Here is a 14,073-nt window from a genome sequence, read left to right on the forward strand (position 1 = left end):
TTGGCTTCACTTGGATCCCCCCTCGATCTCCTCGATCTCCTCGATCTCCTCGGTCTGCTCGGTCTGCTCGGGCGGCGCCGGCCGGAACAGCGCAAAGACGAACGACGCGTCCGGCAGCGCAGGATCGGACAGCGCGCGGTACTCGTCCGCCAGTGCCTGCAGCCGAGCCCCCAGTTCCGTGAACTGCTCCTCGGTGAGCCGCAGGTGCGCCATCCCTACGTGCCGCTCGCCGTCCACCGGCGCCGCTTCCAGGTCCGCCACCGCGTTCCGCATCAGCACATCCGGCTGCCCCGGCCCCGGATCCGGCAGCTCGATCGACCGCGCGGCCATCGCGTAGTACCGCTCGGTGACCCCCCGCACCTTCCGCGTCCGCACCACCTTCACCAGGCCGGCCCGTTCCAGCAGTCGTACGTGGTAGCTGGAGCTCCCCTTCGCCAGGCCCACCCGCCCGGCGATCTGCGTGATCGTCGCCGGCTCGAAGCGGAGCACGGCCATGATCCGGTGACGCGTGAGGCTGGAGACGGCGCGCAGTTGCTCGTCAGTGGTGACGTGAAACGTCTCGGGAAGATCATCCGTAGGCATGCGCCCAATGGTCAACGATTCTTGACCATTGGGCAAGGGCTTTTGTTCATACCGTTTCGTGGCGAAGGGAGTTCAGGGCGGTGACTTCGTCCTCGGACAGGCGCAGGGAGCCGGCGGCCACGTTCTGGGCGAGGTGGCCGGGGTCGCCGGTACCGGGGATGGCCAGGACGTGGGGGCCCTGGTGCAGTGTCCAGGCCAGCCGGATCCGGGCCGTGCCGACCCCGTGGGCGCGGGCGATGGCGAGCACCTCGTCGCTGTCGTCCGTGGTCGCGCCGGCCGTGCGTCCGGTGCCGGCGATCGAGTAGAACGGCACGAACGCGACGCGTTGTTCACCGCACAGGTCCACGAACCGTCTCTGTTCGGGCGACGCCCCGATTCCGTACATGTTCTGCACGCAGACCACGGGCGCGATGGCCTGGGCCTCGGCGAGGTGGTGGGGGCGGACGTTGGACAGACCCAGGTGGCGGATGAGTCCGGCCCTGCGCAGTTCGGCGAGTGCGCCGAAGCGTTCGGTGATCGAGTCGGTGCCGACGATGCGCAGGTTCACCACGTCGAGGTGGTCGCGGCCGAGCTGGCGCAGGTTCTCCTCGACCTGGCCGCGCAGCTGCTCGGGGGTGGCGTGCGGCAGCCACCGACCCGAAGGGTCGCGGCTGGGCCCGACCTTGGTGGTGATGACGAGGTCGTCCGGGTAGGGGGCCAGTGCCCGGTTGATCAGCTCGTTGGCACTGCGCAGTGGCGAGAAGTAGAACGCGGCGGTGTCGATGTGATTCACGCCGAGTTCGACCGCGCGGCGCAGCACCCCGATCGCCTGGCCGCGGTCGCGTGCCACGGCATCGGCCGGGAACGCCTCGCCGGTCTGGGGCAGGCGCATCGCGCCGAAACCGATCCGGTTGACCGTGCGGTCGCCGAGCGTCCAGGTACCCGCTGCCGCCGCGTCGATTGTCTGTGAGGTCATGCCGGGATGATCAGTGCCCGGTAGGCTCAGCCGCCATTGATTCACACATGCCTGAATCCATTGAGGAGTGGTCATCCTGGCGGAGCTGTCGTTCTCGGCGAGCGATCTGGCACAGGTGCGGTTCGCCGTCTCCCCGATGTGGGAGGTGGCGCCCAGCTTCCGGCTGCTGCGCTCCCACGCCGCACATCCGGTGCACCAGCCCTGGGTCGACCAGGTAAGGCCGCGCATGGTGGCCGCCGGACTGGACCGCGGCTGGCTCGCCGAGCTGATCCCGCCCACCGGCTACGTCCCCGACTTCCTCAACCCGGCACCCGCCGGTCCCGCTCCCGCACCGGAGGCGGAGTGGCAGGCGATACGGGCTGCGCCCATCGAGCGGGTACGCCAGGACCTCGACCACCTGGCCCGCCACCAGGGCGGCCTCGGCCCCCGGCTGCGGATGCTGCGCGCCGACCCGCAGACCCGCCTGGCGAAGGTCACGGACGAGCTCGAAGGGTTCTGGGAAGTGGCACTGGCCCCGTACTGGGCGCGGATCCGGGCGGTGCTGGAAGCCGACATCCTCTACCGGGCCCGCATGGTCGCCGAGCACGGCACGGGCCGCCTCTTCAACGACCTGCACACCTCGGTGAGCTGGGACGCGGACGGACTGCGGATGGCCCGCCGAAAGCACCCGCTGACCCGTGAAACGGCGGGCACGGGACTGCTGCTGATCCCCTCGGCCTTCACCGGACCGGCGCTGCGCACCCGAACGTCACCGCCGGACCCACCGCAACTCGCCTATCCGGCGCGCGGTGTCGGCACGCTGTGGCAGGCGCGACGCACCACCCGGGTCGACGCCCTCGCCGCCGTGGTCGGCCGCTCGCGGGCCCTGCTGCTGACCGAACTGGAGACCCCGGCCTCCACCACCCACCTCGCCCACCGCACCGGACTCTCCCCGGCCGGGGTCTCCCAGTACCTCACCGCGCTGCGCAACGCGGGCCTGGTCAGCGCCCACCGCGCCGGCCGCTCCGTTCTCTACGCCCGCACCGCCGCAGGAGAATCCCTCCTCAACGCCGCATCCACCTGACACTCGGTCCCCCCGAAGGGCTTCCGGAGCCGACCACTGAGCCCCCGCCCATGCCCCCGCCCACGCAACGTGGCCCCGGCGGCCGTGCCCGCGCCGGCGGGCGCGCGGGTTCGGGCGGGTGCGCGGCCGGGCGTGTTCCGGTCCGCCGGTGGAGAGGTTTCGTGGGCGCGCATCAGAGCCTCCCGGGAGGAGAGGTCGGGACCTCCCTGGATACGCGTGGGGCCGGCTCGCAGGTCCAGGTACGCAAGGGCAGCCTTGAGTACCTGGACGGTCAGCGACCCGTACGGCCCCTTCAGCCTCTGGCTCAGCCCCGGCGGCGCAGGACCCGCAGCGAGTCGGTGACCGAGACCTCGTCGAAGTCGCCCGACTCCAGGGCGCGGAGGTAGATCCGGTACGGGGCCTGGCCGCCGTCCTCCGGGTTCGGGAAGACGTCGTGGATGACGAGCAGGCCCCCGGGGGCGACCTTGGGGGCCCAGCCCTCGTAGTCGTTCGTGGCGTGCTCGTCGGTGTGCCCGCCGTCGATGAAGACCAGGCCGAGCTGCCCGCCCCACGCCTTCGCGACCAGCGGCGACCGGCCGACGACCGCGACGACGTGCTCCTCAAGACCCGCCTTGTGCAGCGTCCGGCGGAAGGTGGGGAGCGTGTCCATCAGCCCCACCTCCGGGTCGACGACGGTCGGGTCGTGGTACTCCCACCCCGGCTGCTGCTCCTCGCTGCCCCGGTGGTGGTCCACGGTCACCGCGACCGTCCCCGCCTGCCGGGCCACGTCCGCGAGGAGGATCGTGGACCGCCCGCAGTACGTCCCGACCTCAAGCAGCGGCAGCCCGAGCTTCGCGGCCTCCGTGGCCGCCTCGTACAGCGCGAGCCCCTCCCCGACGGGCATGAAGCCCTTCGCGGCCTCGAAGGCGGCAAGGATCTCGGGCGCGGGCACGGACATGGTGTCTCCTACTGGCGAGTACGCGGGTACGGCGCCCATCGTGCCCTACACGTGCCCTACGCGTCGCACTCGAACCACACCGTCTTCCCGCCGGCCGTCTCGTCGACCCCCCATCGGTCCGTCACCGCCTCCACGAGCGCGAGCCCCCTCCCGCTCTCCTCCAGCGGCCCGGCGAGCTTCGCGATCACGGTCCCGGCGACGGAGTCCGCGACCTCCACCCGCAGCCCGTGCGGCTCGCGGAGGATGAGAACGGAGCACCGTCGGCCGGGCACGTGCCGCACGACGTTGGCGACGAGCTCGGTGAGCGCGAGCGTGCCGGAATCGGACAGCCGGTCGAGTTCCCAGCGCGTGAGGAAGATGCGCAGGATGTTGCGCATGTGACCGGCCGAGTGCTCACCCACGGTGAACCCCATCCGGTAGCTGGAGGTAAGTACCGGAGGATAGAGGTCAGTTGCGTGATTCATGCCACCAGGGTGGAGCGGTGTCGTTACGCTCGGCTACGGACTGAACGCAACGCCTCACCGCGTGAGCTTGGGGGTGGCCCCGTCATGGTCAACATCCGCAACCTGGATCCGAGCGCCTCGCCGCTGGACTATTACGGCTCGGAACTCCGCCGCCTGAGGGAGGAGGCGAAGCTCGGCCAGGCCGAGTTGGGTTCGATCCTCTACTGCACGGCGTCGCTCGTGGGGCAGATAGAGACGGCGAAGAAGGTCCCGACGCGCCAGTTCTCGGAACGGGTCGACGCGGCGCTGCTGACGGGCGGGGTGTTCTCGCGGCTGGTGGGGTTGGTGCTGAAGAGCCAACTGCCCACGTGGTTCCAGGCGTACGCGGAGCTGGAAGCGAAGGCGACGTACATCTCGACGTACCAGTCGCAACTGGTCTACGGCCTGCTCCAGACGCCCGCATACGCCCGGGCGGTGCTGAGCGTCGAGAACCCGGGGCGGCTGGAGGAACTGGTGGCGGCCCGGATGGAGCGCCAGCGCATCCTGGAACGGGAGCACCCGCCGGTGCTGTGCGTCGTCCTCGACGAGGCGGTGCTGTACCGGGAGATCGGCGGCGCCGAGGTCATGAGGAACCAACTCGCCCACCTGTTGGGCTTCCTGGACCATCCGTGGATCCAGGTGCAGGTGCTTCCCTTCGAGGTGGGGCAGCACTCGGCGATGATGGGTTCGTTCAACCTCCTCCGCTTCGACGACGATCCGGACCTCTTCTACGCGCCGGTCTACGGCGGGGGCCACATGACCGCTGATCCGCAAGTGATCAGGGAGCGGTCCGTCAGCTACGCTCGGCTGCAAGCCTCGGCCCTCTCCCGAGAGGACTCGGCGGCGCTGATCGAACGCGTGATGGAGGAACGGTATGGGCACCAGCCGGGACCTGCGGTGGCGTAAGTCGTCCTACAGCGGCCCCAACGGCGGCGAATGCATCGAGTGCGCCCCGCTCGGGCCCGCCGCCTGGCGCAAGTCCTCCTTCAGCGGCTCCGACGGCGGCGATTGCATCGAAGTCGCCGACCTCACCGCCCACATCGCCGTCCGCGACTCCAAGAACCCCGAAGGCCCCGCCTTCCGCGCCACCCCCGCCGCCTTCGCCGCCTTCGTGAGCGCCGCCGCCGAGGGGCAGCTCTGCTGACATGAGCGGCGGGGGCTGGTGGGTCCTGGCCGAGACGCAGAGGTACGGCGACGGGAAGCTCGCCCGTACCGTACCCGTCGACGGCGGCCGGGACTGAGGGCCTACGGCCCCCGCCGGGGTCGCCGGTCCGAGGAGCGAGAAGCGCATGGAGAGTCCCGAGTTCGACCTGCCTCCCCACGCCCCGGCCGACGCCGTCGCCGAGTGGAACGATCTGGCCGACCGGGTCTGCCGTGAACTGGCCCGGGCCGGACTGCCCGCCCACAGAGGCGACGTCGACGGTGGCCCGCCGGAGCTGCCCGGTGCGGAGGTCCACGTGGATCGCCTCGCCGACGGCGGGGTGTACGTGGACTGGAGGACGGACGCGGAGTTGACCACCACCGCCCTCGAACTCTTCGCGAAGGGGATCGACTACACGAATCCGCCTCCGGCCGTGCGTCACCACCGGGACGTTCACACGTTCATGCGGGACGCCTTGATGGGGATTCTCGCCTCGGCCGGATTCCAGGTCGAGGAACCGGATCCGCATGCGTACGGCAGCGCGGTGTACGTGAAGGGCCTCCTGCGCTGACCTGCCGGGCGGCGGCGGGTCAGGCCCCGGCCAGGACCGCGCGGAGCTTCCGTATGCCCGCCTTCCACTCCTCGCCGTCCGACTCCTCCCACAGCTCCAGGAGCTCCGACTCCGGGGCGAGGATCCGGTCCAGCGCCGCGACGGCCAGTGGACGCAACTCCGCCGGGAGTTCGGGCAGGGGCTTCTTCGGGCCGTACGCGGTCGTGACCGGGTCGCCGCCCGGGCACTGCGCGGCGACCAGCGCCGCCGAGGCGATGGCCTCCACCGCGAGGTGCGAATCCAGGTAGTCGTCCCCGGTCGCGGTCACCTCGCGGAAGGCCTCACGCAGCACCTCGGCCCGCTTCTCCGTCGGGGCCTCGTCCACGCGGTACGAGAAGTCGGCTGCGGTGTCGTTGTCGAACGGTCCGATGTCCCAGGTGCCCATGGTGTGTTCACTCCGTCTGTTCGCGTGCTGTCCGCGCTGTCTGTGTTCTGCGCATCGTGACAGGACCCACTGACAACGCCCCGGGGCGCGGGTGGCCGTGCGAGGATGCGCCGTCCATTACCGATCATGAAAGGACGTGCCCATGCGCGCGTCGTTCAGAGCGCTGCTCGCCGCGCTCTTCTCGATAGGTCTGCTCCTCACCGCCGGGACGGGGCCCGCCACGGCCGACGAGGTCACCCCGGAGACCGCGAAGCCGCTGCGCTTCATTTCGTACAACGTGTGCGGCGCGAAGTGCCCGCTCCCGGCGGAGACGAACACGGCCAGGTCCGCCTGGGTGGCTGGTCTGGTCGAGGAGATCGACACCTGGGACAGCGACCTGGTCATGCTCCAGGAGCTCTGCTACGGGCAGTGGAAGCTGATCCGTGACGCGCTGTCGCCGCATTGGCGCGTCGGAACGGACAGCTACGACACCGTGTGGGGCTCGTCGCTGGCCACCGCATCAGGCTGCGACCAGTGGGACCCGGCCGACCGTCGCTTCGGGCTTGCGATCTTCTCGAAGGGGACGGGGTCGATCGTCGCCGGGTCGCGGAGCGTGACGTTCCTGCCCGAGGTGGGCACGGTCCCGACGGAGGACCGCATCCTCCTGTGCGCCCAGGCCGGTCTGGACGGCCGCGTGGTCCGGGCTTGCAACACCCACATCGACTTCCACGACGCGACCACGAAGATTCAGGTCGCCAAGGTGGCGGATCTCGTCGAGGCCGCCCGGACGGACGGCGAGGCCGTGGTCCTCGCGGGGGACTTCAACCAGCGTCCCGAGCACGAGCACATGAACGTCCTCTACAACCACGGGACGGGTTCGGCCGGCCGGTTCCAGGAGGTCGACGAGAACGACAAGGCGGAGTTCGGCGCCGACTGCTCCCAGGAGGCGGACCGCTGCCGCAGCGGTGAGGAGACCGCCAGCCCGGGCTGCTCGGCACACACGACGGAGACCAGCAAGATCGACTATCTCTTCCTGAGCTACGAGTGGTTCAAGACCGTGCAGGGAGACGCGCTGCCCTGCACGAAGGGTCTGTCCGACCACCACCTCCTCCGAGGCGCGGCGGCCTGGGAGAAGTAGCCCCGACCTCCGTCGCGCGTCGAGCGCGTGCCCCGTAGTCTCGTCGACGTGTCCCGGAAGGCCGTCGTGGCGGTCGCCGACCGTCGACGCCTGCCGGCTCATCGAGCGGGGCGAGGCGCGCCTCGACACGGTCGCGCGGAGCAGCGGGCTCGGCACGGCGGCGCACCTGCGCGCGCTGATGCGCCGCGAGACGGGCCTCGCCCCGTCGGAGTACCGGCGCCGGTTCGGCCCTGTGGCCGCTACCGGCCAGGGGCGTCTTTCTGATCGCCGGATCCCCGGATCCCCGGATCCCCGGATCCCCGGATCCCCGGATCCCCGGATCCCCGGATCGCCGGATCGCCGGATCGCCGGATCGCCGGATCCCCGGATCCCCGGATCGCCGGATCGCCGGATCGCCGGATCGCCGGATCCCCGGATCGCCGGATCCCCGGTCCGGCGGCTCGCGGTCAGAGCTGGATCAGGGAGTCCTTGTAGTAGACCGACGCCTTGCGCTGGCCCGGTGTCTCTCCCGAGGCGAATCCCATGCAGAGGCGGAACACGTCGGGTCGGGACGCCTGGGGGATCTGGATGGCCAGGCCCTCGGGCTCACGGAACGGCAGGGTGTAGCCGGCCTTGGAGTGGAACGTCGTGACGATGCTCCCGGTGTTCAGGTCGACCGAGGTCAGATGGGTGTTGCCTTCGCCCGGCGGCGATATGACGATCTTGGGCGTCGACGGGTTGCCGTCGTGGTCCTGGGTGTAGCCGTAGGAATTGCCGTGCAGCATGTACAGGTACTGCCCGGCCGCCGCGTATCCCTGGAACGAGGGCTTGCCGTACAGGTTGCGGTCGATCGAGATCGCGGGCTCGGCGATCTCCACCAGCGGAGTGCTGAAGTCCCCCGCGCGGGCCTTGGCCAGGTCGTAGATCCGGTAGTGCATCCCGTTCAGGCTGTACCGGACCACCAGTCGGTTGCTGATCGGGTCGATGCTCGCGGTGTTGTTCACGCTGCCCGGGACGGGGGTGAACTTCTGGAGCGAGGTGCTGGTGGCGTCCAGCGGCGTGCTGGAGGAGGCGAACTTGAACCGGCACAGCCGCCGGCCCCGGCTCGTCTCGTTCGCGGTGTCCTGGACGGCGTCGACCTCGGTCCACAGGTAGGTGCTGGTGCCGGACGGCTCGACGCCGAAGCCGACGCCGTGCCCGAAGCCGCGCAGGTACATGTAGCCCGTGATCCGGCCGGTTCCGCCGCCGTCCGCGGCGTCGGCGCCGAGGGTCCACTCGGTGATCGCGAGGTCACCGTGCAGATCGCGGGTGCCACCGGAGAGGGGCGCCGACTCCCCCGCCAGCTGACGGCCGCCGCCGATGAGCTGGGCGTAGTAGAGCCGACGGTTGACGTTGTCGAACCCGATGGACTGGATGACGGTGCCCTCGTGCAGGGCCACCTCGCGGAAGTAGGACGGGCCCGTGTTGCCTTCGACCCTGATCAGCGGGGACGCCGGCAGACCCTCCGCCGCGCTCGCGGGCCCGGCTCCCGCTCCGATACCCGCGACGGAGAGTGCGGCCACGCCGCCCAAAGAAAGAAAATTGCGCCGATTCAGCTGAAAATCGCTCATGTTGCTTCCCATTTTCGAAGTTTGGCGAAACGGAAGCATCCTTTCAGGCAGTTGAAGTGGCTGAACAGTGCCGAGAGTCGCGAGGTCCAGACCTTCGTGGTCCGGATCGGCGACCCGGATCCGATCGCCATCTGACCTTCCGTCAGAATGGAACGTGTTCTAGTCTGCGGCGCATGGGCATCGCCATCACGCACGAACAGCGGGAGCTCGCCCGATCCGTCCGCGGCTGGCTCACCCGCGCCGTACCTCCCGAAGAGGTCCGCAAACACCTGGACGTCCCCGACGCCGCCGCGGGCCGGCCCGCGTACTGGGACGCCGCCGTCGAGCAGGGGCTCCTCGGGCTCCATCTCCCCGAGGAGTACGACGGCGGGGGCGGCGATCTAGTGGACCTCGCCGTCGTCGTCGAGGAGGCCGCACGGGCGCTGCTGCCAGGGCCGTACCTGCCCTCCGTCCTCGCCGCCGAGGTCCTCCACCGGGCCGGGCAGGGGGAGCCGGCCGCCTCCATCGCACGCGGCGAGCGGATCGCCGCCGTCGCCCTCGGCGGTACGGGGAGCCTCACCGCCGTACGGACCGCGAGCGGCTGGCTCCTCGACGGCGCCGCGCCCCCCGTCCTCGGCGGTGGCCAGGCCGACCTCGTCCTCCTCCGGGCCGCCACCGCCGACGGCTCCGTCTGGCTCGCCGTCGACACCGAAGGGCTCGCCGTCCGGACCCACGAGAGCGCCGACCCGACCCGGCCCACCGGCGAACTCACCGCCCGCGCCGTCCATGTCCCCGCCGCCCGCGAACTCACCTTCGGCGCCGACGCCCGGACCGGCACCGACGCCCGGACCGGCGCCGACGCCGGGGTCGGCACCGGCCTCGTGCGGGACCTCGCCGCCGTCCTCCTCGCCGCCGACGCCTGCGGCACCGCCGCCCGCGCCGTCGAGACCGCAGCCGAACACGCCCGCACCCGCGAACAGTTCGGGCGGCCCATCGGGCAGTTCCAGGGCGTCAAACACCTCTGCGCCGACATGCTCGTCCGGCTCGAACAGGCCCGCGCCCTCACCTGGGACGCCGCCCGCGCCGGCCACGACGAGGCCCGCTCCCTGACCGCCGCTCTCGCCGCCGCCACCGCCCTCGACGCCGCGTACACCTGCGCCAAGGACTGCATCCAGATCCTCGGCGGCATCGGCTTCACCTGGGAACACGACGCCCACCTCCTGCTCCGCCGCGCCGTCGTCGCCCGTCAGCTCCTCGGCACCGGCGACCACCACCGCCTCGCCGCCCTGCGGCACGCCTCCGACGGCGTACGGCGCGGCCTCCGCCTCGACCTGCCGCCCGAGGCCGACGCGTACAGGAGAGCGGCCCGCGAGGCCGTCGCCCCGGCCGCCGGACTCGAACCGGCCGCCGCCCGGCGCGCCCTCGCCCCCACCGGCTACGCGGCCCCGCACCTCCCGGAGCCGTACGGACTCGGCGCCGGACCTCTCCAGCAACTCGCCGTACAGAGGGAACTGGACGAGGCCGGGATCGCCCTTCCCGGGCTCGGGATCGGCGCCTGGGTCGTGCCCTCCCTCCTCGCCCACGGCACCCCCGAGCAGCAGGAGACGCACCTCGGGCCGACCCTGCGCGGCGAACGGCTCTGGTGCCAGCTCTTCTCCGAACCCGGCGCCGGCTCCGACCTCGCCTCCCTCCGCACCCGCGCCGAACGCACCGAGGACGGCGGCTGGCGGATCACCGGACAGAAGGTGTGGACGAGCGCCGCCCAGTGGGCCCACCACGGCATCCTGCTCGCCCGCACCGACCCCACCGCGCCCAAGCACAAGGGGCTGACCTACTTCCTCGTCGACATGCGGAACACCCCGGGCATCGACATCCGGCCGCTCAAGGAGATCACCGGGGACTCCCTCTTCAACGAGGTCTGGTTCGACGACGCGGTCCTTCCCGCCGACGCCGTCGTCGGCGAGGTGAACGACGGCTGGCGGGTCGCCCGCAACACCCTCGGCAACGAACGCGTCCACATGGCCGACCAGGTCGCCTTCGACACCGGACTCGAAGCCCTCATCGAGCAGGCCGCGCAGCACGACAGCTCCGTCCGCGCGCGGATCGGCGGCCTCGTCGCCGAGGCGCACGCCCTCGCCTGCATCGGCCTGCGCACCACCCTGCTCCAGGTGTCCGGCCTCGAACCCGGCGCGGGCGCCAGCGTCCGCAAGCTCGTCCAGACCCTCCACCAGCAGAAGACGGCCGAACTCATCCTCGAACTCCTCGGCCACGAGGGCGCGTTGCGCGAGGGGCCCGGCGAACGGGCGCTGCACGGCATGCTCATGTCCCGCTGCCTCACCATCGCGGGCGGCACCACCCAAGTACAGCTCAATGTCGTCGCCGAGCGCCTGCTCGGCCTGCCGAGAGACTGAGACCGAGAGACTGAGGGGAACAGCTGATGGGCAAGGCGTACGTCGTCGGTGTCGGGATGACGAAGTTCGAGAAGCCGGAGACCCGGGACTGGCAGTACTGGGACATGGCGAAGGAGGCGGGCACGGCCGCCCTCGCCGACGCGGGCGTCCCGTACGCGAGCGTGGAACAGGCGGCCGTCGGCTACTGCTTCCAGGCCTCCACCGCCGGGCAGCGGGCCGTGTACGAACTGGGGCTCACCGGCATCCCCGTCTACAACCTCAACAACAACTGCGCGACCGGCTCCACCGCCCTCATGACCGCCCGGCAGTTCGTCGAGGGCGGCATCGCCGACTGCGTCCTCGCCCTCGGCTTCGAGAAGATGGCCCGGGGCTCGCTGGGCGGGGGCGGGTCGGCGGGTGCGGACGCCCGCGGCGGAGCCGCTGATGTCGGGGGCAAGACCTCGCCGGTCGCCCGCCACTACGGGATCATGGCCGCAGCCCACGGCTTCGAGATGTCCCCGCCCACCGCGCAGATCTTCGGCAACGCGGCCCGGGAGCACATGGAGCGGTACGGGACGACCGAGGTGCAGCTCGCGGCCGTCGGCGCCAAGAACCACCGGCACTCGGTGAACAACCCGAACGCCCAGTTCCAGGACGTCTACACGGTCGACGAGATCCTCGCCGCCAGGACCGTCCACCGGCCGCTCACCAAGCTCCAGTGCTCGCCCACCTCCGACGGCGCGGCGGCGGCCGTCGTCGTCTCCGAACGGTTCGTCGAGGAACACGGGCTGCGGGGGAGGGCCGTGGAGATCGCCGCCCAGGCGATGACCACCGACACCGGGGAGTCCTTCGCCTCCGGCTCCTGCATCGACGCCGTCGGCCGCCCGATGTCCCGGGCCGCCGCACACCAGGTGTACGAGCGCTCCGGGCTCGGCATCGAGGACGTCGACGTCATCGAGCTCCACGACTGCTTCTCGATCAACGAGCTGCTCACGTACGAGGCGCTCGGCATGTGCGAGGAGGGCGCCTCCGGCAAACTCGTCGAGTCCGGCGCCACCACGTACGGCGGACGGTGGGTCGTGAACCCCTCCGGCGGGCTCATCTCCAAGGGTCACCCGCTGGGCGCGACCGGCCTCGCACAGGCGACGGAGCTGGTGTGGCAGCTGCGGGGCGAGGCGGGTCCGCGCCAGGTCCCGGGGGCGCGGGTCGGGCTCGCGCACAACATCGGCCTGGGCGGTGCGGCGGTGGTGACGCTGCTGCGGAAGGCGTAGGGCGGCCAGGACGGCACGGGGGGTGCGAAGGTCGTAGGACCGAATGCCCATGTACGGGGCGGAGTCGGTCTGCGACCATGACATTCATGCCGCAGACCGACTCCGCCACGAGTGAATCCCTCACCCCATCGATACGCGTGCCCCGCCCGTGGCTGGTCGTCCTGACCGCCTGTGCCGGCCAGTTCCTCGTCGTCCTCGACGTCTCCGTCGTGAACGTCGCACTGCCGTCCATGCGGACCGACCTCGGGCTCTCCGCGTTCGGCCTGCAATGGGTGCTCAGCGCGTACTCGATCGCCTTCGCCGGCTTCATGCTGCTCGGCGGACGGGCCGCCGACCTCTACGGGCGGAAGGCGATGTTCCTGCTCGGGCTCGGGCTCTTCACCGCCGCGTCCGTCGTCGGCGGCCTCGCCCCGGAGGGCCAGTACCTGATCGGCGCCCGCGTCGTGCAGGGCCTCGGCGCCGCCCTCGTCTCGCCCGCCACGCTGACCCTCGTGACCGGCGCCGTCGCGGCCGGACCCGCCCGCACCCGGGCCATCGGCACCTGGACCGCGGTCGGCGCGGCCGGCGGCGCCGCGGGCGGCTTCGTCGGCGGCGTCCTCGTCGACCTGCTCTCCTGGCGCTGGGTGCTCCTCATCAACGTCCCCATAGGCGTCCTCGTCCTCGCCGCCGCGCTGTTCTGGCTCCGCGAGGGCGCCACCGGCACCGGCCGCCGCCTCGACCTGCCGGGCGCCGTCCTCGTCACCGGCGGGCTCGCCACTCTCGCGTACGGCATCGTCCAGACCGAGGAAGCGGGCTGGACCGACCCGGCCACCCTCCTGACGCTCCTCGGCGGCCTCGCCCTCCTCGCGGTCTTCGTCGCCGTCGAGGCGCGCACGGCGGCCCCGCTGATGCCGCTGAAGATCTTCCGCAACCGGGCCGTGTCGGCGGCCAACGCGGCGATCCTGCTGTGCGGTTCGAGCTCCTTCGGCATGTGGTTCTTCATGACGGTGTACGCGCAGAACGTCCTCGGCTACACCCCGATCCAGGCCGGCCTCGCCCTCGTCCCCAGCTCCCTCAGCGTCATCCTGGGCTCCAAGCTGGCCCCGCGCCTCATGCCGGTCCTCGGCGCCCGGAACGTCGCCGTGATCGGCGCCCTCATCGGCGCGGCGGGCTTCGCCTGGCAGTCGACGCTGACCGCCGACGGCACCTTCCTCGGGACGATCCTGGGCCCCGGCATCACGATGATGGCGGGCATCGGCCTCGCCACCACCCCCCTGGCCACGCTCGCCACCTCCCACGCGGAACCGGGCGACGCGGGCCTCGTCTCCGGCCTCGTCAACACCTCCCGCACGATGGGCGGCGCCCTCGGGCTGTCCATCCTCTCCACGGTCGCCGTCGCGGCGGCGGGAACGCCCACGAGCGGCTACGTCCCGCTCGAAGGAGCCCCGGACCTGGCTGCCCTGGCCTCCCAGGCCTACCTCGTCCCCGGCTACGCCATGGCCTTCCGCGTCTCGGCCGGGGTCCTCGTGGCGGCGTCGGTGCTCATGCTCCTCTGGCTCCCGAAGCCGGTCCGACGCACCGGGTGACCATGCC

General features: G+C 71.4%; 14 protein-coding genes and 1 pseudogene. 9 read left to right on the forward strand and 6 right to left on the reverse strand.

Annotated elements, in window-relative coordinates; all coding sequences use genetic code 11:
* Nucleotides 1-6: 6 nt before the first annotated feature.
* Both ACFWWU_RS22365 and ACFWWU_RS22370 read right to left on the reverse strand, forming a co-directional pair.
* A complete protein-coding gene (locus tag ACFWWU_RS22365) occupies nucleotides 7-582 on the reverse strand; it encodes an ArsR/SmtB family transcription factor (RefSeq protein ID WP_384147656.1) in 576 nt (191 codons plus the stop codon).
* A gap of 46 nt (nucleotides 583-628) precedes the next feature.
* Nucleotides 629-1,537, reverse strand: a complete 909-nt coding sequence (locus ACFWWU_RS22370) for an aldo/keto reductase (RefSeq protein WP_384147579.1) — start codon at nucleotides 1,535-1,537, stop codon at nucleotides 629-631.
* Between the two features lie 73 nt (nucleotides 1,538-1,610).
* On the opposite strand from ACFWWU_RS22370, the gene ACFWWU_RS22375 reads away from it, so the two are divergent.
* Nucleotides 1,611-2,600, forward strand: coding sequence for a DUF5937 family protein (locus ACFWWU_RS22375; protein ID WP_384147657.1), 990 nt, complete (start codon nucleotides 1,611-1,613; stop codon nucleotides 2,598-2,600).
* Nucleotides 2,601-2,904: 304 nt separating this feature from the next.
* Here ACFWWU_RS22375 and ACFWWU_RS22380 read toward each other — a convergent pair whose 3' ends face one another.
* Entirely contained in the window at nucleotides 2,905-3,537 is a 633-nt protein-coding gene (locus ACFWWU_RS22380; protein ID WP_384147580.1) for a class I SAM-dependent methyltransferase, read from the reverse strand.
* Nucleotides 3,538-3,593: 56 nt separating this feature from the next.
* Nucleotides 3,594-4,001 (reverse strand): ATP-binding protein, encoded by a 408-nt coding sequence (locus tag ACFWWU_RS22385; RefSeq protein WP_384147581.1) that lies wholly within the window; start codon nucleotides 3,999-4,001, stop codon nucleotides 3,594-3,596.
* Nucleotides 4,002-4,085: 84 nt separating this feature from the next.
* Between ACFWWU_RS22385 and ACFWWU_RS22390 the strand changes: the two genes are divergently transcribed.
* From ACFWWU_RS22390 to ACFWWU_RS22400, 3 genes are all read left to right on the forward strand, one after another.
* Complete coding sequence (locus tag ACFWWU_RS22390; RefSeq protein ID WP_384147582.1) at nucleotides 4,086-4,925, forward strand: Scr1 family TA system antitoxin-like transcriptional regulator; 840 nt, start codon at nucleotides 4,086-4,088, stop codon at nucleotides 4,923-4,925.
* Nucleotides 4,894-5,163 (forward strand): DUF397 domain-containing protein, encoded by a 270-nt coding sequence (locus ACFWWU_RS22395; protein WP_384147583.1) that lies wholly within the window; start codon nucleotides 4,894-4,896, stop codon nucleotides 5,161-5,163. Before ACFWWU_RS22390 ends, ACFWWU_RS22395 begins: the two co-directional genes overlap by 32 nt.
* 145 nt (nucleotides 5,164-5,308) lie before the next feature.
* Complete coding sequence (locus ACFWWU_RS22400; protein ID WP_384147584.1) at nucleotides 5,309-5,731, forward strand: hypothetical protein; 423 nt, start codon at nucleotides 5,309-5,311, stop codon at nucleotides 5,729-5,731.
* 19 nt (nucleotides 5,732-5,750) lie between these two features.
* Here ACFWWU_RS22400 and ACFWWU_RS22405 read toward each other — a convergent pair whose 3' ends face one another.
* Complete coding sequence (locus ACFWWU_RS22405) at nucleotides 5,751-6,155, reverse strand: DUF4259 domain-containing protein (RefSeq protein ID WP_384147585.1); 405 nt, start codon at nucleotides 6,153-6,155, stop codon at nucleotides 5,751-5,753.
* A 142-nt stretch (nucleotides 6,156-6,297) separates the two neighbouring features.
* Here ACFWWU_RS22405 and ACFWWU_RS22410 point away from each other — a divergent pair, with 142 nt between their 5' ends.
* Together ACFWWU_RS22410 and ACFWWU_RS22415 are read left to right on the forward strand one after the other, a co-directional pair.
* Nucleotides 6,298-7,272: an endonuclease/exonuclease/phosphatase family protein gene (locus ACFWWU_RS22410; protein WP_384147586.1), complete on the forward strand. Its 975-nt coding sequence runs from the start codon at nucleotides 6,298-6,300 to the stop codon at nucleotides 7,270-7,272.
* An 85-nt stretch (nucleotides 7,273-7,357) separates the two neighbouring features.
* Nucleotides 7,358-7,510 (forward strand): annotated as a pseudogene (locus tag ACFWWU_RS22415) (AraC family transcriptional regulator); the annotation flags it as partial.
* A gap of 208 nt (nucleotides 7,511-7,718) precedes the next feature.
* On the opposite strand, the gene ACFWWU_RS22420 reads toward ACFWWU_RS22415, so the two are convergent.
* Nucleotides 7,719-8,813, reverse strand: a complete 1,095-nt coding sequence (locus ACFWWU_RS22420) for a teichoic acid biosynthesis protein C (protein WP_384147587.1) — start codon at nucleotides 8,811-8,813, stop codon at nucleotides 7,719-7,721.
* A 221-nt stretch (nucleotides 8,814-9,034) separates the two neighbouring features.
* Between ACFWWU_RS22420 and ACFWWU_RS22425 the strand changes: the two genes are divergently transcribed.
* The 3 genes from ACFWWU_RS22425 (at nucleotide 9,035) to ACFWWU_RS22435 (ending at nucleotide 14,066) form a co-directional block, all read left to right on the forward strand.
* On the forward strand, nucleotides 9,035-11,251 hold the full coding sequence (locus tag ACFWWU_RS22425; protein WP_384147588.1) for an acyl-CoA dehydrogenase: 2,217 nt from the start codon (nucleotides 9,035-9,037) through the stop codon (nucleotides 11,249-11,251).
* Nucleotides 11,252-11,277: 26 nt separating this feature from the next.
* The gene (locus tag ACFWWU_RS22430; RefSeq protein WP_384147589.1) at nucleotides 11,278-12,501 is read left to right on the forward strand and encodes a lipid-transfer protein; all 1,224 of its coding nucleotides are present in this window, start codon (nucleotides 11,278-11,280) and stop codon (nucleotides 12,499-12,501) included.
* Nucleotides 12,502-12,578: 77 nt separating this feature from the next.
* Nucleotides 12,579-14,066, forward strand: a complete 1,488-nt coding sequence (locus ACFWWU_RS22435; RefSeq protein ID WP_384147590.1) for an MFS transporter — start codon at nucleotides 12,579-12,581, stop codon at nucleotides 14,064-14,066.
* Nucleotides 14,067-14,073: the final 7 nt, after the last annotated feature.

Source organism: Streptomyces sp. NPDC058650, assembly GCF_042717315.1.
GTDB lineage: Bacteria > Actinomycetota > Actinomycetes > Streptomycetales > Streptomycetaceae > Streptomyces.